Origin of the sequence: Bacillus cereus group sp. Sample62 (assembly GCF_036851315.1) — a bacterium.
Lineage (GTDB): Bacteria > Bacillota > Bacilli > Bacillales > Bacillaceae_G > Bacillus_A > Bacillus_A wiedmannii.
In genome coordinates this window covers 3698100-3720500 of sequence record NZ_JAFLPK010000001.1, presented here as the reverse complement: position 1 = coordinate 3720500, position 22401 = coordinate 3698100, and the positions used below count along the sequence as shown (strand labels likewise).

Below are 22401 nucleotides of genomic sequence, written 5' to 3'. Positions count from 1 at the left end.
AGTTATTTCCTCTCCCTTTTTTAACATTTAAAGAGAAGTTGCATGTTCCATATGTGAAATGGAGATGCTTAATTTATATAGAAACCAGGGGTGACATACTATTTATGACAAAATGGTTTAACGTAGGGAAAATTGTAAATACTCATGGCGTAAGAGGAGAAATTCGTGTTATTTCTCGTACTGATTTTCCAGAAGAGCGATATAAAGTAGGAAACACGTTATACATAAGTAATGAGAAAAGTACAGACTACCTTCCGGTAAAAGTAACTTCTCATCGTCAACATAAGACATTTGATCTATTAACATTTGAAGGATACAACAATGTAGAAGAAGCAGAGAAGTTTAAAGGTTCTTTAATAAAAGTACCAGAAGAGCAGTTAGGCGAACTAGCTGAAGGCGAATACTACTACCATGAAATTATTGGTTGCAGTGTTGTAACGGAAGAAGGAGAAGCGTTAGGAACAATAAAAGAAATTTTATCTCCTGGTGCAAATGATGTTTGGGTAATTAAACGTCCAAAAGGTCAAGATCTATTAATTCCTTATATTGATGATGTTGTACTTCAAGTTAATATTGAGAATAAATTAGTAACCATTCATGTAATGGAAGGGTTATTATAATGAAAATTGACATTTTAACATTGTTTCCAGATATGTTTACGGGTGTGTTTGGATCTTCAATTTTAAAGAAAGCACAAGAAAAAGAAGCGGTAGAGCTTCGTGTTGTCAATTTCCGCGATTATACAACGAGTAAGCATAATAGCGTAGATGATTATCCGTATGGCGGTGGCGCTGGGATGGTATTAACCCCCCAGCCTATCTTTGACGCAGTGGAAGAGTTAACGAAGGAAACAGACCGTAAACCGAGAGTTGTCCTAATGTGTCCACAAGGAGAGCGTTTTACGCAGAAGAAGGCAGAAGAACTTGCTGAAGAAGAGCATGTTATTTTTGTGTGTGGTCATTATGAAGGGTACGATGAACGAATTCGTGAGCATCTCGTGACAGATGAGATTTCTATCGGTGACTACGTATTAACCGGCGGAGAGTTAGCCTCTATGGTTATTACTGATAGTGTCGTGCGTCTCCTACCGGGAGTGCTAGGAAATCATGCTTCACAAGTCGAGGATTCGTTTAGTACAGGTTTATTAGAACATCCTCATTATACACGTCCAGCTGATTTTCGTGGTATGAAGGTACCGAATGTACTAATGTCAGGAAATCATAAAAATATTGATGAATGGCGACACAAAGAATCACTACGTCGTACGTACACGCGTAGACCGGATTTACTGGAAGAACGAGAATTATCTAAGCAAGAAGCGAAATGGCTAGAACAGATTAAAGAAGACAAGTAAGGGCTTGATATATTTGCTATTGCAACAGTCCTAGCAATATGCTATTATAACACTTGTGCTACTGAAATCAGTGGCCGTATTAACGATGTTCCGCTGTAATTTATTAAGACTTTATAAGAGCATCTGTTTAAAGGAGAGAATTTAATATGCAACAATTAATCGCAGAAATTACTCAAGGCCAATTAAAAACTGACCTTCCTTCATTCCGTCCTGGAGACACTTTACGTGTACACGTAAAAGTAGTTGAGGGAACTCGTGAAAGAATTCAGCTTTTCGAAGGTGTTGTAATTAAACGTCGTGGTGGCGGAATCAGTGAAACATTCACAGTTCGTAAGATTTCTTACGGTGTAGGTGTTGAGCGTACATTCCCAGTTCACACGCCAAGAATCGCGAAACTTGAAGTACTTCGCCGTGGTAAAGTACGTCGTGCTAAGTTATACTACTTACGTAACCTTCGCGGTAAAAAAGCACGTATTAAAGAAATTCGATAAGACATGTATGGGAGCTTGTAAATACACAAGCTCCCTTTTTCCAATCTATATAAAATTTTGATATAATACGAGCAGCTTACATAATCGTGGAGGGGAAATGCATGAAGAAAGAAAAGAGTTCACTTTGGGAATGGATCAAAGCAATTTTGATTGCTGTTGTATTAGCGGGTGTTATTAGACAGTTTTTCTTTGCGCCAATTCTCGTAGATGGAGTATCGATGGCGTCTACTTTACATGATCGCGATCGAATGATTGTCAATAAAATTGGTTATCACATAGGAGATCCGAAGCGATTTGATATTATCGTATTCCGAGCGACGGAGGATAAAGATTATATTAAGCGCATTATCGGCCTGCCAGGTGATGAAATAGAGTATCGTAATGATAAACTATATGTTAACGGAAAGGCTTATGAGGAGCCGTATTTAGACAAGCAGAAAAAACAAATTGCTGACGGACCGCTTACATATGATTTTACTCTTGAAGAAATGACAGGGAAGAAAACTGTTCCAGAAGGTCAATTATTTGTTTTAGGCGATAATCGTCGCTTTAGTAAAGATAGCCGTTCGATTGGTACAATTGCAATGGACCAAGTGATTGGAAAAGCAAATATACTATATTGGCCGTTAAAAGATGCTCGTATTGTGAAATAAAAGAAAAAGAAGGTGGCAACATGGTAATTCAATGGTTCCCGGGACATATGGCAAAGGCTAGACGCCAAGTAACAGAGAAATTAAAGTTAATTGATGTTGTAATTGAGCTTGTAGATGCTCGATTACCTTTATCTTCTCGAAATCCAATGATCGATGAGATTATTACACATAAGCCGAGGCTTGTTGTTTTAAATAAAGCGGATATGGCAGATGATCGTTTAACAAAGCAGTGGATCGCATATTTTAAAGAAAAAGGCCAGATGGCAATTTCAATTAACGCACAAGCTGGACAAGGTATGAAGGAAATTGCTGCGGCTTGTAAAGTGTTGGTGAAAGAAAAATTTGATAAAATGGTTGCAAAAGGTATTAGACCGAGAGCAATTCGTGCATTAATTGTAGGTATACCGAATGTTGGTAAATCTACGTTAATTAATAAGTTGGCGAAGAAAAATATTGCTAAAACAGGAGATCGTCCTGGTGTGACAACAGCTCAACAATGGATTAAAGTTGGGAAGGAAATGGAACTGTTAGATACACCCGGTATTTTATGGCCTAAATTTGAAGATCAATTAGTGGGTCTTCGTTTAGCGACAACGGGCGCAATTAAAGATTCAATTTTAAATTTACAAGATGTTGCTGTTTACGCTTTACGTTTTATGGAAAAACATTATCCAGAACGTTTGAAAGATCGATATAATTTAAATGAAATTCCAGAAGATATTGTGGAGTTATTCGATGCAATTGGAAAAAATAGAGGCTGTTTAATGGGCGGCGGAATGATTGATTATGATAAAACATCTGAGCTTATACTTCGTGAGCTTCGTGGTGGAAAACTTGGGAAAATGACGTTTGAAACACCAGAAGAGTTTGCGGAGCAGACAGAAGATGCAGAAAAAGTAGAAGAAGTATAAGACGTGCGTTTGTACGTCTTTTCTTTTTTGTATATAAAGGGAGTGGCATGAATGCAAAAAGTGACTATTCAAGAAGCGGAACGTTTACTGCATGAAATAATGAGTGAAGAAGATGACCGCTTCCAAATATTAATGAAAGACGAGCGAAAAGGAATACAAAAGCTCATTTTGAAGTGGCATAAACAAAAAGAGTTAGCGCAGAAAGAAAAAGAAAAGTTTTTCGAAATGTCCAAGTACGAGATTGCATTACGTGAAAAAGGGCTCACACTTATCGCGGGTATAGATGAAGTAGGGCGTGGGCCGCTAGCTGGGCCTGTCGTGACTGCAGCTGTTGTCCTTCCGGAAGATTTTTATATTCCAGGGTTAAATGACTCGAAAAAGCTGAGTGAGGCGAAGCGAGAGCGTTTTTATGATGAAATTAAAGCACAAGCAATTGCAATTGGAGTTGGAATTGTATCACCGCAAATTATTGATGAGATAAATATTTATCAAGCGACGAAACAAGCGATGTTAGATGCTGTTGCGAATTTATCTTGTGCACCAGAATATTTATTAATTGATGCGATGAAACTTCCTACACCAATTCCGCAAACATCCATTATTAAAGGTGATGCGAAAAGTATTTCTATTTCAGCTGCATCCATTATTGCGAAAGTAACGAGAGATCGTATGATGAAAGAGCTTGGAGAAAAGTATCCTGCATATGGATTTGAACAACATATGGGATATGGAACAAAACAACATTTAGAAGCGATTGAAGCGCATGGAGTATTAGAAGAACATCGGAAATCGTTTGCACCAATTAAAGATATGATTCAAAAATAAGCTGCGAATATGCAGCTTATTTTTTTATTTTGGTATATGAACATTATTATTTCCAAAAAAGAATAAAGCGATTTCAGTTTTCTGACACTTTATTGTAGACAGCGTGCCAATCATCTTATACAATGGCAATGTAATGTTTTTTAAACATTAAAAAACTTTTCGAGTAAAACAGGAAAACAGGGGAGGATGGGACCATGAATATCCATGAGTACCAAGGTAAGGCAGTCCTTAGAAGCTATGGGGTTAGCGTTCCGAACGGGAAGGTTGCATTTACAGTAGAAGAAGCTGTAGAAGCAGCGAAAGAATTAGGAACGGATGTATGTGTAGTAAAAGCACAAATTCACGCTGGTGGACGCGGCAAAGCTGGCGGAGTAAAAGTTGCAAAAAATTTAGATGAAGTTCGTACATATGCAGAGAGCATTTTAGGAACTACACTTGTGACACATCAAACAGGTCCTGAAGGTAAGGAAGTAAAACGCTTACTTATCGAAGAAGGTTGCGATATTAAAAAAGAATACTATGTTGGTCTAGTTTTAGATCGTGCAACTTCTCAAGTTGTTTTAATGGCATCTGAAGAAGGTGGAACAGAGATTGAAGAAGTAGCAGAGCAAACACCTGAAAAGATCTTTAAAGAATATATTGATCCAGCAGTAGGCTTACAAGGCTTCCAAGCGCGCCGAATCGCATTTAACATTAATATTCCAAAAGAGCTTGTAGGACAAACTGTGAAGTTTATGATGGGCTTATACCGTGCGTTTATCGAAAAAGATTGCTCTATCGCGGAGATCAATCCACTTGTTACAACAGGTGACGGTAAAGTTATGGCATTAGATGCGAAATTAAACTTTGATTCTAATGCTTTATATCGCAATAAAGACATTTTAGAACTTCGTGATCTTGATGAAGAAGATTCAAAAGAAATTGAAGCTTCTAAATATGACTTAAACTACATTCCTTTAGATGGAAATATCGGTTGTATGGTTAATGGTGCAGGTTTAGCGATGGCTACAATGGATATCATTAAACATTACCATGGCGATCCAGCTAACTTCTTAGATGTTGGTGGCGGTGCAACAGCTGAAAAAGTTACAGAAGCATTCAAAATTATCCTTTCTGACAAAAATGTAAAGGGTATCTTCGTTAACATTTTTGGTGGCATTATGAAGTGTGATGTTATCGCAGAAGGTGTTATTGAAGCGACGAAACAAGTGGGTCTTGAATTGCCTTTAGTTGTACGTCTTGAAGGTACAAACGTCGAGTTAGGTAAGAAAATTTTAAATGAGTCTGGCTTAAATATTGTTGCAGCAGAATCTATGGCAGACGGTGCACAAAAAATTGTTTCACTAGTGGGCTAATAGAAAGCGGGGGAGAAAAATGAGCGTATTAGTTAATAAAGATACAAAAGTTATTGTTCAAGGTATTACAGGTTCTCAAGGTTTATTCCACACAAAACAAATGATTGAATACGGTACGAAAATTGTCGGTGGTGTAACGCCAGGTAAAGGTGGCACTGATATTGAAGGTGTACCAGTATTTGATACTGTAGAAGATGCAGTGAAAGCAACAGGCGCAAACGCTTCAGTTGTATACGTTCCACCCGCTTTTGCGGCTGATGCAATTATGGAAGCAGTTGATGCAGAAATCGATTTAGTAGTATGTATTACTGAAGGAATTCCTGTATTAGATATGGTAAACGTAAAGAGATATATGGCGGGTAAACATACACGTTTACTTGGACCAAACTGTCCTGGTGTTATTACGCCTGATGAATGTAAAATTGGTATTATGCCAGGGTATATTCATAAAAAAGGCCATGTAGGTATCGTATCTCGCTCTGGTACATTAACGTATGAGGCTGTACATCAGTTAACACAAGAAGGTATTGGCCAATCTACTGCTGTAGGTATCGGTGGAGACCCAGTTAACGGTACGGACTTTATTGATGCGTTAAAAGCATTTAATGAAGATGAAGAAACGCATGCTGTAATTATGATTGGTGAAATCGGTGGTACAGCAGAAGAAGAGGCAGCTGAATGGGTGAAAGCTAATATGACAAAACCTGTTGTAGGCTTCATTGGTGGCCAAACAGCGCCTGCTGGCAAACGTATGGGCCATGCTGGTGCAATCATTTCTGGTGGTAAAGGAACTGCTGCAGAAAAGATTAAAACGATGGAAGCTTGTGGTATTAAAGTAGCGGAAACTCCAGCGGTTATGGGCGAAACGCTAATCTCTGTCTTAAAAGAAAAAGGTCTATTTGAGACTTGTAAAAACTACTAATCTGTTGAAAGACACCTTCTTGCTTGAAGGTGTCTTTTTACGTAATTCTTGTTTACATAATAAAAATTATGGGTAAGGAGAATTAAGATGAAAAGAGAACGATTGTTACATCTTCATTATTTTTTAGCGGATCATTGGAAGGCGATGGAAAGACTACTATATGTCGATCCTGAATTGAAGGGAATATACACGTTTAATACAAAACAAATGGAATACTACACTGGAATATCCTCGAAAAAATCTTCAGAATTAGTAAATTTTCTTCAAAGTTCAAATCTCCCGCAATATATATCTTATTTAGAGAAAAATCGAATCTTTTATATGACTATATGGGATGAAGATTATCCACAATTATTACGTGAAATACAAGATCCCCCCTTTGTGTTATATGGAAAAGGAGAGAAGGATTTTCTCAATAAAGCGAATAAATTAGCGGTTATTGGAACGAGAGAACCGACTTTATATGGACATGAGAGTTTAAAATTTATTTTACACCCATTATTAGAAAGGGAATGGCTTATTGTCAGTGGGTTTGCAAGAGGGATAGATACAATGTCTCATGAAATTACAGTAAGACGGCATTGCCCGACTATTGCAATACTAGGACATGGATTATCGTATATGTATCCAAAAGAGAATAGACATTTATATGAAACGTGGAATGAATATATATTGTTATTAACGGAGTATCCGCCGCACTATGCACCGAAAAAATGGTATTTTCCAAAAAGGAACCGGATTATTAGTGGTATAAGTAAGGGTGTTTTAGTTGTAGAAGCGAAATCAAGAAGTGGAACACTTATTACTGCGGACCTTGCTTTAGAGCAAAATAGAGAGGTATTTGCACTTCCTGGACCTATATTTATAGATAGTGCATCAGGAACGAATCATCTGATTCAACAAGGAGCGAAACTAGTAAGAAATGCAGAAGATATCTTGGAAGAGGTTTTAAATTAACCTTATATTTTTATGTTTTTATTAAACAATTATTGACAAATGGTAGATAGGCACTGTATGGTATATTCATTCTTGATTGACAAAAACAAGAGAAATCAATAAGATTGATGAAGACTTGAATCCACCTCTTAAGGAGGCACTAGCATGTCAGATTACCTCGTAATCGTGGAGTCGCCTTCTAAGGCGAAGACCATTGAGAAATATTTAGGGAAAAAATACAAAGTTGTCGCGTCTATGGGACACGTTCGCGATTTACCTAAAAGCCAAATGGGGATAGAAGTAAAGAACAACTTCACCCCGAAGTATATTACCATTCGTGGTAAAGGTCCCGTCTTAAAAGATTTAAAATCAGCGGCAAAAAAAGCAAAGAAAGTCTATCTCGCGGCCGATCCAGACCGCGAAGGGGAAGCAATTGCTTGGCATTTAGCCAATACGTTAAATGTGGACGTTGAATCAGATTGCCGAGTTGTGTTTAATGAGATTACAAAAGATGCAATAAAAGAATCATTTAAACATCCTCGTGCGATTAATATGGATTTAGTAGATGCACAACAAGCAAGGCGTATACTAGATCGTCTTGTTGGTTACAATATTAGTCCTTTATTATGGAAGAAAGTAAAAAAAGGATTAAGTGCAGGACGCGTACAATCTGTAGCAGTTCGTTTAATTATCGAACGTGAAAAAGAAATTCAAATCTTTGAGCCTGAAGAATTCTGGACAATTAAGACAGAATTTGTGAAAGGGAAAGACACATTTGAAGCAAGTTTTTACGGTGTAGATGGTGAAAAAGTTCAATTAACGAATGAAACGCAAGTGAATGAAATAATTGAACAGATGAAAGATAATGCGTTTTCAGTTGAAAATGTAACGCGAAAAGAGCGAAAACGTAATCCTGCATTACCGTTTACAACATCTTCCTTGCAACAAGAGGCAGCTCGTAAGTTAAACATGCGAGCAAAGAAAACAATGATGCTCGCGCAGCAATTGTATGAAGGTATAGATCTTGGAAAGCAAGGGACTGTAGGTCTTATTACGTATATGAGAACTGACTCAACACGTATCTCAGAAACAGCTCAAACAGAGGCGCGTACTTACATTACTGAGGCGTTTGGTGCGGAATACATAGGGACAGAAAAGAAGAAAGAAACGAAAAAGTCGAACGCGCAAGATGCGCATGAGGCAATTCGTCCTACTTCGGTAATGAGAAGGCCAGAGGAACTAAAGAGTTTCTTAAGTCGTGATCAACTTCGGTTGTATAAACTGATTTGGGAGCGATTTGTTGCAAGTCAAATGGCGTCTGCTATAATGGATACTGTGACAGCTAGACTCATTAATAACAATGTTCAGTTCCGTGCAAGTGGATCGGTTGTAAAGTTTCCAGGATTTATGAAAGTGTATGTAGAGTCGAAAGATGACGGGGCTGAAGAAAAGGATAAAATGTTGCCACCTTTAGAAGTAGGGGAAACGGTATTTTCTAAGGATTTAGAACCGAAGCAACATTTTACACAACCTCCGCCGCGCTATACAGAGGCTCGTCTAGTAAGAACACTTGAAGAGCTTGGAATTGGAAGACCGTCGACTTACGTGCCGACACTTGAAACGATTCAAAAACGTGGATACGTAGGTTTGGATAATAAACGCTTCGTTCCAACTGAACTTGGTGAAATAGTAATTGAACTTATTTTAGAGTTTTTCCCAGAAATTATTAACATTGAATTTACTGCTAACATGGAGCAAAGTCTTGATGAAGTAGAAGAAGGAAATGCGAATTGGGTAAAAATTGTTGATGATTTCTACGTAGGTTTTGAACCGCGTTTAGAAAAAGCGGAAAAAGAAATGCGTGAAGTGGAAATTAAAGATGAACCAGCTGGGGAAGATTGTGAACTGTGTGATCACCCAATGGTCTTTAAAATGGGTAAATACGGGAAATTTATGGCTTGTTCGAATTTCCCAGATTGTCGTAATACAAAACCGATTGTGAAAGAAATCGGTGTTACTTGTCCGAAGTGTGATAAAGGTCAAATTATTGAACGCCGTAGTAATAAAAAGAAACGTCTTTTCTATGGATGCGGTACGTATCCAGAGTGTGACTTTGTATCTTGGGATAAACCAATTGGTCGTAAATGTCCGAAGTGCGAAGGTATGCTTGTAGAGAAGAAGTTGAAAAAAGGCGTGCAAGTACAATGTATTTCGTGTGATTATGAAGAAGAACAACAAATGTGAGCGTAACTGCTCACATTTTTTTCGGGAAGAAAAGGAAAGGTGATAAATATGACAACACAAGTAGTAAACGTCATTGGCGCAGGTCTTGCAGGAAGTGAAGCAGCTTACCAAATTGCAAAACGTGGTGTCCAAGTAAAATTATATGAAATGAGACCAGTAAGGCAAACGCCAGCTCATCACACAGATAAATTTGCAGAGTTAGTATGCAGTAACTCGCTTCGCGCAAACACATTAACAAACGCTGTTGGTGTTATTAAAGAAGAAATGCGTCTAATGGACTCTGTTATTATTCGTGCAGCTGATGAGTGCTCTGTACCAGCAGGAGGGGCTTTAGCTGTAGATCGTCATGAATTTGCGGCAAAGGTAACGGAGTATGTGAAAAACCATCCGAACGTAACTGTGATGAATGAGGAAATTACTGAAATTCCAGAAGGTCCTACTGTTATCGCGACAGGTCCACTTACGTCTCCTGATCTTGCTGCACAATTAAAAGAATTAACAGGTGAAGATTATTTTTATTTCTATGATGCTGCAGCACCGATTGTTGAGAAAGATAGCATTGATATGAATAAAGTATATTTAAAGTCTCGTTACGATAAAGGTGAAGCTGCATATTTAAACTGCCCAATGACGGAAGAGGAATTTGACCGTTTTTACGAGGCTTTAATTGCTGCTGAAACAGTACCTTTAAAAGAATTTGAAAAAGAAATTTTCTTTGAAGGTTGTATGCCAGTAGAAGTTATGGCAAGTAGAGGAAGACAGACGTTAGTATTTGGACCGATGAAACCTGTTGGATTAGAAGATCCGAAAACAGGGAAAACGCCATATGCTGTTGTTCAGTTACGTCAAGATGATGCAGCGGGAACGTTATACAACATCGTAGGTTTCCAAACGCATTTAAAGTGGGGACCACAAAAAGAAGTGTTACAGTTGATTCCAGGACTGGAAAACGCAGAGATTGTACGTTATGGTGTAATGCATCGTAATACGTTTATTAATTCACCTAACTTGCTTCGTCCAACATACCAATATAAACAACGTGATGATTTATTCTTCGCAGGTCAAATGACTGGAGTAGAGGGATATGTTGAATCAGCGGCGTCAGGATTACTAGCGGGTATTAACGCTGCTCGACTTGTGAAAGGTGAAGAACCGGTTGTATTACCGCCTGTAACTGCAATGGGAAGTATGGCGAATTATATTACTGCGACAAACGCGAAAAACTTCCAGCCAATGAATGCAAACTTCGGTTTGTTTGCACCGTTGGAGAAGAAAATTAAGAGGAAAGCAGAACGAAATGAAGCATATGCAACACGCGCTTTAGAAACAATTCAAAATTTTGTAAATATTTAGTTAAATTTCTTGCAAAGGCTACTAAGTTGTGATACGATTTAGTAGCCTTTATTGAGGTGAATTGTGTGAATGTGAAGAAATTGTTACAATTATTCGTTGGATATTTACAAATTGAAAGAAATTATTCAAAATATACAATTGCAAGTTATCAAAATGATTTAGAACATTTTGTGCAATTTATGGAGCGAGAAGGCATATCCTCTTTTTTAGATGTTACATACGCGGATGTTCGTTTGTACTTAACGACGTTGCACGATGAAAAGTTAGCCCGTAAATCTGTCGCAAGAAAAGTATCAAGCTTACGAAGTTTATATCGTTTTTTGATGCGTGAAGGTTATCGGAAAGATAATCCGTTTGCACTTGCGTCACTCCCCAAAAAAGAATTGTCAATCCCAAAGTTTTTATATGCTGAAGAATTAGAGGAATTATTTGAAGTTGCTGATACGGAAACGCCGCTAGGTCAAAGGAATCAAGCTTTATTAGAGTTGATGTATGCGACTGGAATCCGTGTGAGCGAATGTGTCAATTTACAACTTACCGATATTGACTTCGCGGTGGGAACAATTTTAGTAATGGGAAAAGGGAAAAAACAAAGGTATATTCCGTTCGGAAGCTATGCGCAAGATGCTTTAATTACTTATATAGAGAACGGGAGAAAACAGTTAGCTCACAAAACTGAAGAACACTCTCATATGGTATTTTTAAATGCGAAAGGCACGCCGCTAACAAGTCGAGGGGTACGCTATGTATTAAACGAACTCATTAAGAAGGCTTCACTGACAATGCGGATAAGTCCCCATATGTTAAGGCATACATTTGCTACACACATGTTAGATGAAGGGGCAGATTTACGTACTGTACAGGAGCTACTAGGTCATGAGAATTTGTCGACGACACAAATTTATACGCATGTCTCTAAAGAAAGATTGCGTTCGGTCTACATGAAGCATCACCCGCGGGCATAAATTGCTTTTAAAGCTATAAAAACATATAAAGGAGTTTTTTCTATGGGAAATTTCCACGCTACAACGATATTTGCAGTTCATCATAATGGAGAATGTGCAATGGCTGGAGATGGTCAGGTGACAATGGGAAATGCAGTTGTAATGAAACATACAGCTCGTAAAGTCCGTAAACTTTTCCAAGGGAAAGTTTTAGCTGGCTTTGCAGGTTCCGTTGCTGACGCATTTACTCTTTTTGAAATGTTTGAAGGGAAATTAGAAGAGTACAATGGGAACTTGCAGCGTGCTGCAGTTGAGATGGCAAAACAATGGCGTGGCGACAAAATGTTACGTCAGCTAGAAGCGATGCTCATTGTCATGGATAAAACAACTATGCTTCTTGTTTCAGGTACAGGAGAAGTGATTGAACCGGATGATGGTATTTTAGCGATTGGATCTGGTGGGAATTATGCGCTTTCTGCAGGTCGTGCTTTAAAGCAATATGCAAGTGAACATTTAACAGCGAAGCAAATTGCGAAAGCGAGTTTAGACATTGCTGGCGATATTTGTGTTTATACAAACCACAATATAATTGTGGAAGAATTGTAGAATCGTAAGGGAGGCATTTTATATGCATTTACATTTTACTCCGCGTCAAATTGTGGAAAAATTAGATCAATACATTATCGGTCAAAAAGATGCGAAGAAAGCGGTTGCTGTAGCTTTAAGAAATCGATATCGTCGAAGTAAATTAGCTGAAAATCTACGTGATGAAATTGCGCCTAAAAATATTTTAATGATTGGACCGACAGGTGTTGGTAAAACAGAGGTAGCACGACGAATGGCGAAACTCGTTGGAGCACCTTTTATTAAGGTTGAAGCTACCAAATTTACAGAAGTTGGATATGTAGGTAGAGATGTAGAATCAATGGTACGTGACCTTGTGGAAACGTCAGTTCGTATCGTGAAAGAAGAAATGGTAATTAAAGTACAAGACAAAGCAGAAGAACAAGCGAATCAACGTCTTGTTGAAATTTTAGTGCCGAGTCCGGAGAAACAATCTGGATTTAAAAACCCATTAGAAATGCTATTTGGCGGTGCTCAAAATTCGAATCAAACATCTGATGCACAGGAAGATGTTGAAATCGAAAAGAAACGTCAAGATGTGGAAAGAAAGCTTGCTGCAGGACTTCTTGAAGATGAAATTGTATCGATTGAAGTGACTGAGCAACAGTCTTCCATGTTCGATATGTTACAAGGAACTGGCATGGAACAAATGGGGATGAATTTCCAAGATGCATTAGGAAGTTTTATGCCGAAAAAAACAAAAAAACGTAAACTTTCTGTGAAAGAAGCAAGAAAACTCTTGACAAATGAGGAAGCACAGCGCTTAATTGATATGGATGAAGTTACACAAGAGGCTGTTTATCGTGCTGAACAGCTCGGGATTATTTTTATCGATGAAATTGACAAAATTGCTGGTAAGCAGTCGAATAGCGTAGATGTATCACGTGAAGGTGTGCAACGTGACATTTTACCAATTGTAGAAGGATCGAATGTTGCGACAAAATACGGATCAGTAAAAACGGATTATATTTTATTCGTTGCAGCTGGAGCGTTTCATATGTCTAAACCGTCGGATTTAATTCCGGAACTGCAAGGGAGATTTCCGATTCGAGTAGAATTAACAAAATTATCGACAGATGATTTTGTTAAAATATTAATCGAGCCTGACAATGCGTTAATTAAACAATATATGGCTTTATTAGCGACTGAAGGTATAGAAATTGAATTTTCAGACGAAGCTATTCGTAAGATTGCTGAGATTGCTTATCAAGTTAATCAGGATACAGATAATATTGGAGCAAGAAGACTTCATACGATTATGGAGAAACTCCTTGAAGATTTATCGTTTGAAGCATCTGAAATTACGTTAGAGAAAATAACGATAACACCTCAATACGTTGAGGAGAAATTAGCAACGATTGCTAAAAATAAAGATGTGAGCCAGTTTATTTTGTAATAGTGTCATCAGGTGACTCGCCCTAGTTTCCAAGTGATGAAAAAATATGTAAGTAACATGTAGGAGGAACTTTTGAAATGGAATTATTAGCAAAAACAAGAAAATTAAATGCGTTATTACAGAGCGCAGCAGGAAAGCCTGTAAACTTTAGAGAAATGTCTGACACAATGTGTGAAGTAATCGAAGCGAACGTATTCGTAGTAAGCCGTCGTGGTAAATTACTAGGTTATGCAATTCACCAACAAATTGAGAATGAGCGTATGAAACAAATGCTTGCAGAGCGTCAATTCCCGGAAGAATACACGCAAAGCTTATTCAACATTACAGAAACATCTTCAAACTTAGATGTAAACAGTGCTTACACAGCATTCCCAGTAGAAAATAGAGAATTATTCGGTCAAGGTTTAACTACAATCGTACCAATCGTTGGTGGCGGTGAGCGTCTAGGCACATTAGTGTTAGCTCGTCTTGGTCAAGAGTTCTTAGACGATGATTTAATCCTTGCTGAATACAGTTCAACTGTAGTAGGTATGGAAATCTTACGTGAAAAAGCAGAAGAAATCGAAGAGGAAGCACGTAGTAAAGCTGTTGTTCAAATGGCGATTAGCTCATTATCTTACAGTGAGTTAGAAGCAATCGAGCATATCTTCGAAGAATTAAATGGAACAGAAGGTTTACTTGTTGCAAGTAAAATTGCTGATCGCGTAGGAATTACTCGTTCTGTAATCGTAAATGCACTTCGTAAATTAGAGAGTGCTGGTGTTATTGAGTCTCGCTCTTTAGGTATGAAAGGAACATACATTAAAGTGCTAAACGACAAGTTTCTACAGGAACTTGCTAAATTAAAAACAAACTAATTTATAAAACTCTCCTCATTTTTTGAGGAGAGTTTTTTTGTGTATAAAAGATTGATGTTGTTTGTAAATAGCGTCATAATCGTATTTTACGGAAAAGCTATGAATTGAATTTTATTTTTTTGCTTAAAGGAAATACAGGTTGGTAATACTAGAATTCGAGTGTGAACAAAGAAAGTTTTACATTGTTCGCATTTTCGACTTGATTGTAATATTTCAGTATGATATAGTAAGCAGTGGTGTCAGTACAAAGTACACACGTTTACTGATTTAAGTGTTGGTGCTACGTTTGTAGTTTCGCTTAGAGATGAAGTAAACGGAGGATATCAAAAACCATTTAGGAGGAACTATATTATGTCAGTAATTTCTATGAAGCAATTGCTTGAAGCTGGTGTTCATTTCGGACATCAAACTCGTCGTTGGAACCCAAAAATGAAGCGTTACATTTTCACAGAGCGTAACGGTATCTACATCATCGACTTACAAAAAACTGTGAAAAAAGTTGAGGAAGCTTACAGAACGATGCGTGACATCGCTGCTGAAGGCGGAGACATCTTATTCGTAGGTACTAAAAAACAAGCACAAGAAGCTATTAAAGAAGAAGCAACTCGTGCTGGTATGTACTTCGTTAACCAACGTTGGTTAGGTGGAACTTTAACAAACTTCCAAACAATCCAAAAGCGTATCAAGCGTCTTAAAGACATCGAAAAAATGCAAGAAGATGGTACTTTCGAAGTACTTCCTAAGAAAGAAGTTGTTCAACTTAAAAAAGAGTTAGAGCGTCTTGAGAAATTCTTAGGCGGTATTAAAGATATGAAAGGTCTTCCAAGTGCATTATTCGTAGTAGACCCTCGTAAAGAGCGTATTGCAGTTGCTGAAGCACGCAAATTACACATTCCAATCATCGGTATCGTTGATACAAACTGTGATCCAGACGAAATCGATCACGTTATCCCAGCAAACGATGATGCAATTCGTGCTGTAAAACTTCTTACATCTAAAATGGCAGACGCGATCCTTGAAGCAAAACAAGGTGAAGAAACTGTTACTGCGTAACAAATTTGGAAAGGTGATAAGGGGTTCGGCCTTTTATCACCTTTTTTAAGGTATAAACACCTTTACAAAAGGTATAAATACATATTTTAGGAGGATGAAAAATATGGCAATCACTGCACAAATGGTAAAAGAACTTCGTGAAAAAACAGGCGCAGGTATGATGGACTGCAAAAAAGCTTTAACTGAGACTAATGGCGACATGGAGAAAGCAATTGACTTCTTACGTGAAAAAGGTATTGCGAAAGCTGCTAAAAAAGCAGACCGCATCGCTGCTGAAGGTTTAACTTTCATCGAAACAAACGGTAACGAAGGTTTAATCTTAGAATTAAACTCTGAAACTGATTTCGTTGCGAAAAACGAAGGTTTCCAAGCATTAATTAAAGAATTAGCTGCTCACTTATTAGCTAACAAACCAGCTAACGTTGAAGAAGCTATGGCTCAAACAATCGAAGGCGGCAAAACAGTAGAAGAGCACATCAACGAAGCAATCGCTAAAATTGGTGAAAAACTTACACTTCGTCGTTTCGAAATCGTAACAAAAACTGATGCAGATGCATTCGGTGCTTACCTACACATGGGTGGACGCATTGGTGTTCTAACAGTTCTTGAAGGTTCTACTGATGAAGCAGCTGCTAAAGATGTAGCAATGCACATCGCAGCAGTTAACCCTAAATACATCGACCGCGATGCTGTAACAGCTGAAGAAGTTGAGCATGAGCGTCAAGTATTAACACAACAAGCTTTAAACGAAGGTAAGCCTGAAAAAATCGTTGCAAAAATGGTTGAAGGCCGTCTAGGCAAATTCTTCGAAGAAATTTGCTTACTTGACCAAGCATTCGTTAAAAACCCTGATATGAAAGTTCGTCAGTTCGTTGAGTCTAAAGGCGGAACATTAAAAGGATTCGTTCGCTACGCTGTTGGTGAAGGTATCGAAAAACGCGAAGATAACTTTGCTGAAGAAGTAATGAACCAAGTAAAAGGTAGCAACTAATAAAGATTAGGGAACACATTGTGTTCCCTTTTTTAAAATAAAGATGTAAGCAATTGGAGGTTCATTATGAGTAAACCGAAATATAATCGTGTCGTATTAAAGCTAAGCGGAGAAGCGTTAGCTGGCGAACAAGGATTTGGAATTAACCCATCTGTTATTAAATCAGTTGCGGAACAAGTGAAAGAAATTGCAGAACTTGATGTAGAGGTTGCTGTTGTTGTTGGTGGCGGAAACATTTGGCGTGGAAAAATCGGAAGTGAAATGGGAATGGATCGTGCTGGAGCAGATTACATGGGTATGTTAGCAACAGTTATGAACTCATTAGCTCTTCAAGATAGCCTAGAGAACATTGGAATTCAAACTCGTGTTCAAACTTCAATCGAAATGCGTCAAGTAGCAGAGCCTTACATTCGTCGTAAAGCAATTCGTCATCTAGAGAAAAAACGTGTTGTGATCTTTGCAGCAGGTACAGGTAACCCATATTTCTCTACAGATACAACGGCAGCACTACGTGCAGCGGAAATCGAAGCAGACGTTATCTTAATGGCGAAAAACAATGTAGATGGCGTATATAATGCAGATCCATCTCTTGACCCAACAGCTACGAAATACGAAACACTTACTTACTTAGATGTATTAAAAGAAGGTTTAGGTGTAATGGATTCAACAGCTTCTTCTTTATGTATGGACAATGATATTCCATTAATTGTATTCTCGGTTATGGAAAAAGGTAACATTAAACGTGCCGTTTTAGGCGAAAATATCGGAACAGTTGTAAGGGGGAAATAAATATGGGACAACAAGTATTGAAGTCTTCAAATGAAAAAATGGAAAAAGCAGTTGCTGCTTACTCTCGTGAATTGGCAACAGTTCGCGCAGGTCGTGCAAGCTCGTCTGTATTAGATAAGGTACAAGTTGATTACTATGGTGCACCAACACCTGTTGTGCAATTAGCGAACATTACAGTTCCAGAAGCACGTTTACTTGTAATTCAACCTTATGATAAAACTTCTATCGGTGATATTGAAAAAGCAATCTTAAAAGCAGATTTAGGCTTAAATCCTTCTAATGATGGAACTGTAATTCGTATTGCATTCCCTGCATTAACAGAAGAGCGTCGTCGTGATCTTGTAAAAGTTGTGAAAAAATATGCTGAAGAAGCAAAAGTTGCTGTTCGTAATGTACGTCGTGACAGTAACGATGATCTTAAGAAGCTTGAAAAAGCTGGCGATATTACAGAAGATGATTTAAGAGGATATACTGAAGATATCCAAAAAGAAACAGATAAATATATTGCAAAAGTTGACGAAATCGCAAAAAACAAAGAAAAAGAAATCATGGAAGTGTAATAGCGATACCTTCGCAAATATGACCCTCTTCTTAAGGGGGTCTTTTTACACTTTTAGGCATACGTCTGCTTGCTGGAGGGTATGAATGATGTTTAAAAACTTTCCTTTTTTTAAAAATAAAAAGGTCGCATCGTTTGATCATCTCGTTGAAAAAGTGAAAAAAGGATACATCCCAGAACATATTGCCATCATTATGGATGGTAATGGAAGATGGGCAAAGAGGAGAGCGATGCCTCGTATTGCGGGACATCATGAAGGCATGCAAGTTGTAAAGAAAATTACAAAATTTGCAAGCAAACTTAATGTAAAAGTATTAACTCTTTATGCTTTTTCAACTGAGAACTGGAAAAGACCGAAAAAGGAAGTTGACTATTTAATGAGGCTTCCAGAAGAATTTCTAGGTACATTTTTACCAGAATTGATTGAAGAGAACGTACAAGTCCGAGTAATAGGACAACAAGATCGTCTTCCTACGCATACACGCAGAGCGATGGAAAAGGCCATGGAAGATACGAAAGAGAATACGGGATTAATTCTTAATTTCGCGTTAAACTATGGAAGTCGAGATGAAATCGTTTCTGCTGTGCAACATATGGTGAAAGATAGTGAGGAAGGAAAAATTCGTGTTGAAGATGTAAGTGAAGAAATGCTTTCTTCTTATTTAATGACGAGTTCTTTACCTGACCCAGAGTTGTTAATCCGTACGAGCGGAGAGCTACGTATTAGTAATTTCATGTTATGGCAAATTGCATATTCGGAATTTTGGTTTACAGATGTGTATTGGCCAGATTTTACCGAGGAACATTTGCTAAATGCGATTACAGACTTTCAGCATAGAGGGCGCAGATTCGGAGGCGTGTAGAAAGAGAGGGTTTGGTAGTGAAACAGAGAATTATTACTGGAGTGGTTGCTGCCGCGCTATTCATTCCCATCGTAATTTACGGTGGCGTGCCTTTTACGGTTTTAGTGTATGCACTTGCTTCTATAGGTTTATATGAATTAATTCGTATGAATAAGCTTACGCTTATTTCAATACCAACAGTTTTAGCTGCAGTATTATTATGGATTATTTTAATTCCAAGTAGTGCATCAGAACTGTTTACTCAGATTGGATTAGGTAAATTAGAAATCACATTTGTGATTGTTTTATTACTTTTATCATATACAGTCCTTTCTAAGAATACATTTACTTTTGACAATGCTTCATTTTTACTAATGGCAACAACATATGTTGGAATGGGATTCCTATATTTGAATGAAACGAGAATATTAGGAATTAAATATGTGTTTTGTGCATTATTTGTTATATGGGCTACTGATTCAGGCGCATATTTCGTAGGAAAGGCATTAGGAAAGAGGAAATTGTGGCCAGAAATTAGTCCGAATAAAACGATTGAAGGTTCATTAGGTGGCATCGTTTGTGGAATTGTTGTGGCACTCGTTTACAATATGTTCTTCCCTGTTGAGGCTAATGTAGGGATTTTAATTGTGTTAACAATTATCATTTCTATTTTTGGACAAATTGGTGACTTAGTACAGTCTGCATTTAAACGTCATTATGGCGTAAAGGATTCAGGTACAATTTTACCTGGACATGGTGGTATATTAGATCGAACAGATAGTTGGTTATTTGTTTTACCAATTCTCTACTTCTTATTACAATACAATTAATAAATGAACGAGGGGTTGGAGTCATGAAAAACATTAGTTTATTAGGTGCAAGCGGATCAATTGGTACACAAACTTTAGATGTATTACGCTCGCACCCAGACCAATTCCGTCTCGTTGCTTTTTCTGTAGGGAAAAATATTGACTACGCAGTAAATGTAATTCAAGAATTTTCTCCGCAAATCGTCTCTGTGCAAAGAGAGGAAGATGTTTTAAAATTACAAGCTGTCTCTGGTAATACAAAAGTTGTGTATGGTAGTGAAGGGCTTTTAGAAGTAGCATTACATCCAGATGCGGAGATTGTAGTAAATGCTGTTGTAGGTAGCGTAGGGTTGTTACCAACACTTCGTGCAATTGAGGCGAAAAAAACAATTGGAATTGCAAATAAAGAAACGTTAGTAACTGCAGGGCATCTTGTAATGGAAGCAGCACGAAAACATAATGTTTCGTTACTTCCGGTAGATAGTGAACATTCAGCTATTTTTCAATGTTTGAATGGTGAAAATGAAAAAAGAATTTCTCGACTAATTATAACGGCTTCCGGTGGAAGTTTCCGTGATAAAACGAGAGATGAATTGCATCATGTGACCGTAGAAGATGCGCTTCGACATCCAAACTGGTCAATGGGTTCGAAAATTACAATTGATTCTGCTACAATGATGAATAAGGGGCTAGAAGTAATTGAAGCACATTGGCTTTTTGGTATCCCTTATGAGCAAATCGATGTTGTTTTACATAAAGAAAGTATTATCCATTCTATGGTTGAATTTGAAGATCGTAGTGTAATGGCACAGCTTGGCTCACCTGATATGCGAGTACCAATTCAATACGCGCTTACATATCCTGATCGATTGCCTCTAACAGACACAAAACAGTTAAACTTATGGGAAATAGGGACGTTACATTTTGAGAAAATGAACCAAGAACGATTCCGTTGCCTACGTTTTGCGTATGAAGCTGGAAAAGCAGGTGGAAGTATGCCAGCTGTAATGAACGCAGCGAATGAAGTAGCTGTTGAAGCTTTTCTGCAAAAGAGAATTGGTTTCTTAACAGTGGAAGACCTCATTGAAAAAGCAATGAACCATCACAATGTCATTGCACGTCCGAGCTTAGAGGAAATTCTGGAAATTGATGCAGCCACAAGACGGTTTGTGATGGAACAAATTTAGCAAAGGTGGTTATGGAATTGAATACAGCGATTGCCTTTATATTAATTTTCGGTGCACTCGTATTTTTCCATGAGCTAGGGCATCTATATTTCGCAAAAAGAGCAGGTATTTTATGCCGTGAGTTTGCGATTGGTTTTGGTCCGAAAATATTCTCATTTGAAAAGAATGAAACGGTGTATACGATTCGATTACTGCCCCTTGGCGGCTATGTAAGAATGGCTGGCGAAGATGCAGACACAGTTGAGTTAAAGCCTGGAAAAAAGGTTGGCCTTGTATTAAATGAAAAAGACGAAGTTGCGAAATTAGTTTTTGATGGATATGAAAAGTATCCAAATGTTCGTGTCATTGAAGTCGAACAAGCTGATTTAGAGCATAATTTAACGATTTCGGGCTATGAAGAGTACGAGGAAGAGCTTCAAACATTCCGAGTGAATGAAAAGGCTCGTATTATTACTGCTGGTGAAGAAATACAAATTGCTCCGTATAATAGGCAATTCGGCTCCAAAAAATTGGGTCAACGTGCCTTAACAATCTTTGCAGGTCCTGCAATGAACTTCATTTTAGCATTTGTTATTTTTGTGATTCTTGGATTTGTACAAGGTGTTCCTGTTGACAAGCCAATGGTCGGAAAAATAATGGAGAATAGTGCAGCCGAGCAAGCTGGATTAAAAGAAAATGATACAATTCAAGCAATCGATGGGAAAAACACAAGTACATGGAAAGATGTTGTTACCATTGTACGTGAAAACCCAAATAAAGAAATTACGTTACAAGTAAAGCGTGATAGTGAACAGTTTAATGTAAAAGTAACGCCAACGCTTGATAAAGAAGGAAAAGACGAAGTAGGTAGAATTGGTGTTTACTCTCCAGTAGAGAAAACAGTAATGGGTTCGATTAAATCAGGATTTGAACAAACATACCAATGGACAAAACTAATTTTTGATTCACTTGTGAAATTAGTAACTGGTCAATTCTCTATTAATGAGTTGTCAGGTCCAGTAGGAATTTATAATCTAACAGATCAAGTTGTAGATTATGGATTTACGCGTGTATTAAGTTTAGCAGCAGTTTTAAGTATTAACCTTGGTTTATTTAATTTACTACCAGTCCCTGCTTTAGACGGTGGACGTTTGTTCTTCTTCTTAATTGAAGCGTTACGAGGGAAACCAATTGACCGCCAAAAAGAAGGAATGGTTCACTTTATTGGTTTTGCATTATTAATGTTACTTATGTTAGTTGTAACTTGGAATGACATTCGTAAGTTTTTCTTGTAAAATAAAGTGAAACTTATAATGAAATAGAGCTC

23 protein-coding genes are annotated in these 22401 nt (G+C 37.7%); all 23 read left to right on the top strand.

Annotated elements, in window-relative coordinates; translation table 11 throughout:
• Positions 1–104 precede the first annotated feature (104 nt).
• Positions 105–620 (top strand): ribosome maturation factor RimM, encoded by a 516-nt coding sequence (gene rimM / locus J0835_RS18775; RefSeq protein WP_087981661.1) that lies wholly within the window; start codon positions 105–107, stop codon positions 618–620.
• Entirely contained in the window at positions 620–1354 is a 735-nt protein-coding gene (gene trmD / locus J0835_RS18770; protein ID WP_064475006.1) for a tRNA (guanosine(37)-N1)-methyltransferase TrmD, read from the top strand. Before rimM ends, trmD begins: the two co-directional genes overlap by 1 nt.
• Before the next feature lie 146 nt (positions 1355–1500).
• Entirely contained in the window at positions 1501–1845 is a 345-nt protein-coding gene (gene rplS / locus J0835_RS18765) for a 50S ribosomal protein L19 (RefSeq protein ID WP_001186518.1), read from the top strand.
• Between the two features lie 101 nt (positions 1846–1946).
• Positions 1947–2498 (top strand): signal peptidase I, encoded by a 552-nt coding sequence (gene lepB / locus J0835_RS18760; RefSeq protein WP_087981660.1) that lies wholly within the window; start codon positions 1947–1949, stop codon positions 2496–2498.
• Positions 2499–2518: 20 nt separating this feature from the next.
• Positions 2519–3409: a ribosome biogenesis GTPase YlqF gene (gene ylqF, locus J0835_RS18755; protein WP_000236708.1), complete on the top strand. Its 891-nt coding sequence runs from the start codon at positions 2519–2521 to the stop codon at positions 3407–3409.
• 51 nt (positions 3410–3460) lie between these two features.
• Positions 3461–4234 (top strand): ribonuclease HII, encoded by a 774-nt coding sequence (locus tag J0835_RS18750; protein ID WP_087981659.1) that lies wholly within the window; start codon positions 3461–3463, stop codon positions 4232–4234.
• A 194-nt stretch (positions 4235–4428) separates the two neighbouring features.
• A complete protein-coding gene (sucC, locus tag J0835_RS18745) occupies positions 4429–5589 on the top strand; it encodes an ADP-forming succinate--CoA ligase subunit beta (protein ID WP_076539696.1) in 1161 nt (386 codons plus the stop codon).
• Positions 5590–5608: 19 nt separating this feature from the next.
• Entirely contained in the window at positions 5609–6511 is a 903-nt protein-coding gene (gene sucD, locus J0835_RS18740) for a succinate--CoA ligase subunit alpha (RefSeq protein ID WP_000115178.1), read from the top strand.
• An 87-nt stretch (positions 6512–6598) separates the two neighbouring features.
• Positions 6599–7468 (top strand): DNA-processing protein DprA, encoded by an 870-nt coding sequence (gene dprA / locus J0835_RS18735; RefSeq protein ID WP_048563176.1) that lies wholly within the window; start codon positions 6599–6601, stop codon positions 7466–7468.
• A 144-nt stretch (positions 7469–7612) separates the two neighbouring features.
• Complete coding sequence (gene topA, locus J0835_RS18730) at positions 7613–9691, top strand: type I DNA topoisomerase (protein ID WP_001286953.1); 2079 nt, start codon at positions 7613–7615, stop codon at positions 9689–9691.
• Between the two features lie 48 nt (positions 9692–9739).
• Entirely contained in the window at positions 9740–11044 is a 1305-nt protein-coding gene (trmFO, locus tag J0835_RS18725; RefSeq protein ID WP_000211996.1) for an FADH(2)-oxidizing methylenetetrahydrofolate--tRNA-(uracil(54)-C(5))-methyltransferase TrmFO, read from the top strand.
• A 65-nt stretch (positions 11045–11109) separates the two neighbouring features.
• Positions 11110–12009, top strand: a complete 900-nt coding sequence (gene xerC, locus J0835_RS18720) for a tyrosine recombinase XerC (RefSeq protein WP_001101235.1) — start codon at positions 11110–11112, stop codon at positions 12007–12009.
• 42 nt (positions 12010–12051) lie between these two features.
• Positions 12052–12594, top strand: coding sequence for an ATP-dependent protease proteolytic subunit HslV (gene hslV, locus J0835_RS18715; RefSeq protein WP_000526271.1), 543 nt, complete (start codon positions 12052–12054; stop codon positions 12592–12594).
• Positions 12595–12616: 22 nt separating this feature from the next.
• Positions 12617–14008 carry an ATP-dependent protease ATPase subunit HslU gene (gene hslU, locus J0835_RS18710; RefSeq protein WP_000550070.1) on the top strand — a complete coding sequence of 464 codons (1392 nt, stop codon included), beginning with the start codon at positions 12617–12619 and terminating at the stop codon, positions 14006–14008.
• Positions 14009–14085: 77 nt separating this feature from the next.
• A complete protein-coding gene (gene codY / locus J0835_RS18705; RefSeq protein WP_000421290.1) occupies positions 14086–14865 on the top strand; it encodes a GTP-sensing pleiotropic transcriptional regulator CodY in 780 nt (259 codons plus the stop codon).
• 351 nt (positions 14866–15216) lie between these two features.
• Positions 15217–15918: a 30S ribosomal protein S2 gene (gene rpsB / locus J0835_RS18700; RefSeq protein ID WP_000111484.1), complete on the top strand. Its 702-nt coding sequence runs from the start codon at positions 15217–15219 to the stop codon at positions 15916–15918.
• Positions 15919–16021: 103 nt separating this feature from the next.
• Positions 16022–16909 carry a translation elongation factor Ts gene (tsf, locus tag J0835_RS18695; RefSeq protein ID WP_064475011.1) on the top strand — a complete coding sequence of 296 codons (888 nt, stop codon included), beginning with the start codon at positions 16022–16024 and terminating at the stop codon, positions 16907–16909.
• A gap of 66 nt (positions 16910–16975) precedes the next feature.
• Positions 16976–17698 carry a UMP kinase gene (gene pyrH, locus J0835_RS18690; RefSeq protein WP_000042666.1) on the top strand — a complete coding sequence of 241 codons (723 nt, stop codon included), beginning with the start codon at positions 16976–16978 and terminating at the stop codon, positions 17696–17698.
• 2 nt (positions 17699–17700) lie between these two features.
• Positions 17701–18258, top strand: a complete 558-nt coding sequence (gene frr / locus J0835_RS18685; RefSeq protein WP_000531506.1) for a ribosome recycling factor — start codon at positions 17701–17703, stop codon at positions 18256–18258.
• Positions 18259–18343: 85 nt separating this feature from the next.
• Positions 18344–19120, top strand: coding sequence for an isoprenyl transferase (gene uppS / locus J0835_RS18680; RefSeq protein ID WP_087981658.1), 777 nt, complete (start codon positions 18344–18346; stop codon positions 19118–19120).
• A 17-nt stretch (positions 19121–19137) separates the two neighbouring features.
• Positions 19138–19929, top strand: coding sequence for a phosphatidate cytidylyltransferase (gene cdsA, locus J0835_RS18675; RefSeq protein ID WP_076539685.1), 792 nt, complete (start codon positions 19138–19140; stop codon positions 19927–19929).
• Between the two features lie 23 nt (positions 19930–19952).
• Positions 19953–21095, top strand: a complete 1143-nt coding sequence (dxr, locus tag J0835_RS18670; RefSeq protein ID WP_064475014.1) for a 1-deoxy-D-xylulose-5-phosphate reductoisomerase — start codon at positions 19953–19955, stop codon at positions 21093–21095.
• Positions 21096–21112: 17 nt separating this feature from the next.
• Positions 21113–22369, top strand: coding sequence for an RIP metalloprotease RseP (gene rseP, locus J0835_RS18665; protein ID WP_001090237.1), 1257 nt, complete (start codon positions 21113–21115; stop codon positions 22367–22369).
• Positions 22370–22401 lie beyond the last annotated feature (32 nt).

What these genes read in the sequence shown, in the direction of transcription:
- trmFO (WP_000211996.1), top strand. Translation starts at nt 9,740, where the DNA reads ATGACAACACAAGTAGTAAACGTCATTGGCGCAGGTCTTGCAGGAAGT.
- codY (WP_000421290.1), top strand. Translation starts at nt 14,086, where the DNA reads ATGGAATTATTAGCAAAAACAAGAAAATTAAATGCGTTATTACAGAGC.
- rimM (WP_087981661.1), top strand. Translation starts at nt 105, where the DNA reads ATGACAAAATGGTTTAACGTAGGGAAAATTGTAAATACTCATGGCGTA.
- hslV (WP_000526271.1), top strand. Translation starts at nt 12,052, where the DNA reads ATGGGAAATTTCCACGCTACAACGATATTTGCAGTTCATCATAATGGA.
- frr (WP_000531506.1), top strand. Translation starts at nt 17,701, where the DNA reads ATGGGACAACAAGTATTGAAGTCTTCAAATGAAAAAATGGAAAAAGCA.
- dprA (WP_048563176.1), top strand. Translation starts at nt 6,599, where the DNA reads ATGAAAAGAGAACGATTGTTACATCTTCATTATTTTTTAGCGGATCAT.
- sucC (WP_076539696.1), top strand. Translation starts at nt 4,429, where the DNA reads ATGAATATCCATGAGTACCAAGGTAAGGCAGTCCTTAGAAGCTATGGG.
- ylqF (WP_000236708.1), top strand. Translation starts at nt 2,519, where the DNA reads ATGGTAATTCAATGGTTCCCGGGACATATGGCAAAGGCTAGACGCCAA.
- trmD (WP_064475006.1), top strand. Translation starts at nt 620, where the DNA reads ATGAAAATTGACATTTTAACATTGTTTCCAGATATGTTTACGGGTGTG.
- J0835_RS18750 (WP_087981659.1), top strand. Translation starts at nt 3,461, where the DNA reads ATGCAAAAAGTGACTATTCAAGAAGCGGAACGTTTACTGCATGAAATA.
- sucD (WP_000115178.1), top strand. Translation starts at nt 5,609, where the DNA reads ATGAGCGTATTAGTTAATAAAGATACAAAAGTTATTGTTCAAGGTATT.
- rpsB (WP_000111484.1), top strand. Translation starts at nt 15,217, where the DNA reads ATGTCAGTAATTTCTATGAAGCAATTGCTTGAAGCTGGTGTTCATTTC.
- dxr (WP_064475014.1), top strand. Translation starts at nt 19,953, where the DNA reads ATGAAAAACATTAGTTTATTAGGTGCAAGCGGATCAATTGGTACACAA.
- pyrH (WP_000042666.1), top strand. Translation starts at nt 16,976, where the DNA reads ATGAGTAAACCGAAATATAATCGTGTCGTATTAAAGCTAAGCGGAGAA.
- hslU (WP_000550070.1), top strand. Translation starts at nt 12,617, where the DNA reads ATGCATTTACATTTTACTCCGCGTCAAATTGTGGAAAAATTAGATCAA.
- uppS (WP_087981658.1), top strand. Translation starts at nt 18,344, where the DNA reads ATGATGTTTAAAAACTTTCCTTTTTTTAAAAATAAAAAGGTCGCATCG.
- rplS (WP_001186518.1), top strand. Translation starts at nt 1,501, where the DNA reads ATGCAACAATTAATCGCAGAAATTACTCAAGGCCAATTAAAAACTGAC.
- tsf (WP_064475011.1), top strand. Translation starts at nt 16,022, where the DNA reads ATGGCAATCACTGCACAAATGGTAAAAGAACTTCGTGAAAAAACAGGC.
- topA (WP_001286953.1), top strand. Translation starts at nt 7,613, where the DNA reads ATGTCAGATTACCTCGTAATCGTGGAGTCGCCTTCTAAGGCGAAGACC.
- lepB (WP_087981660.1), top strand. Translation starts at nt 1,947, where the DNA reads ATGAAGAAAGAAAAGAGTTCACTTTGGGAATGGATCAAAGCAATTTTG.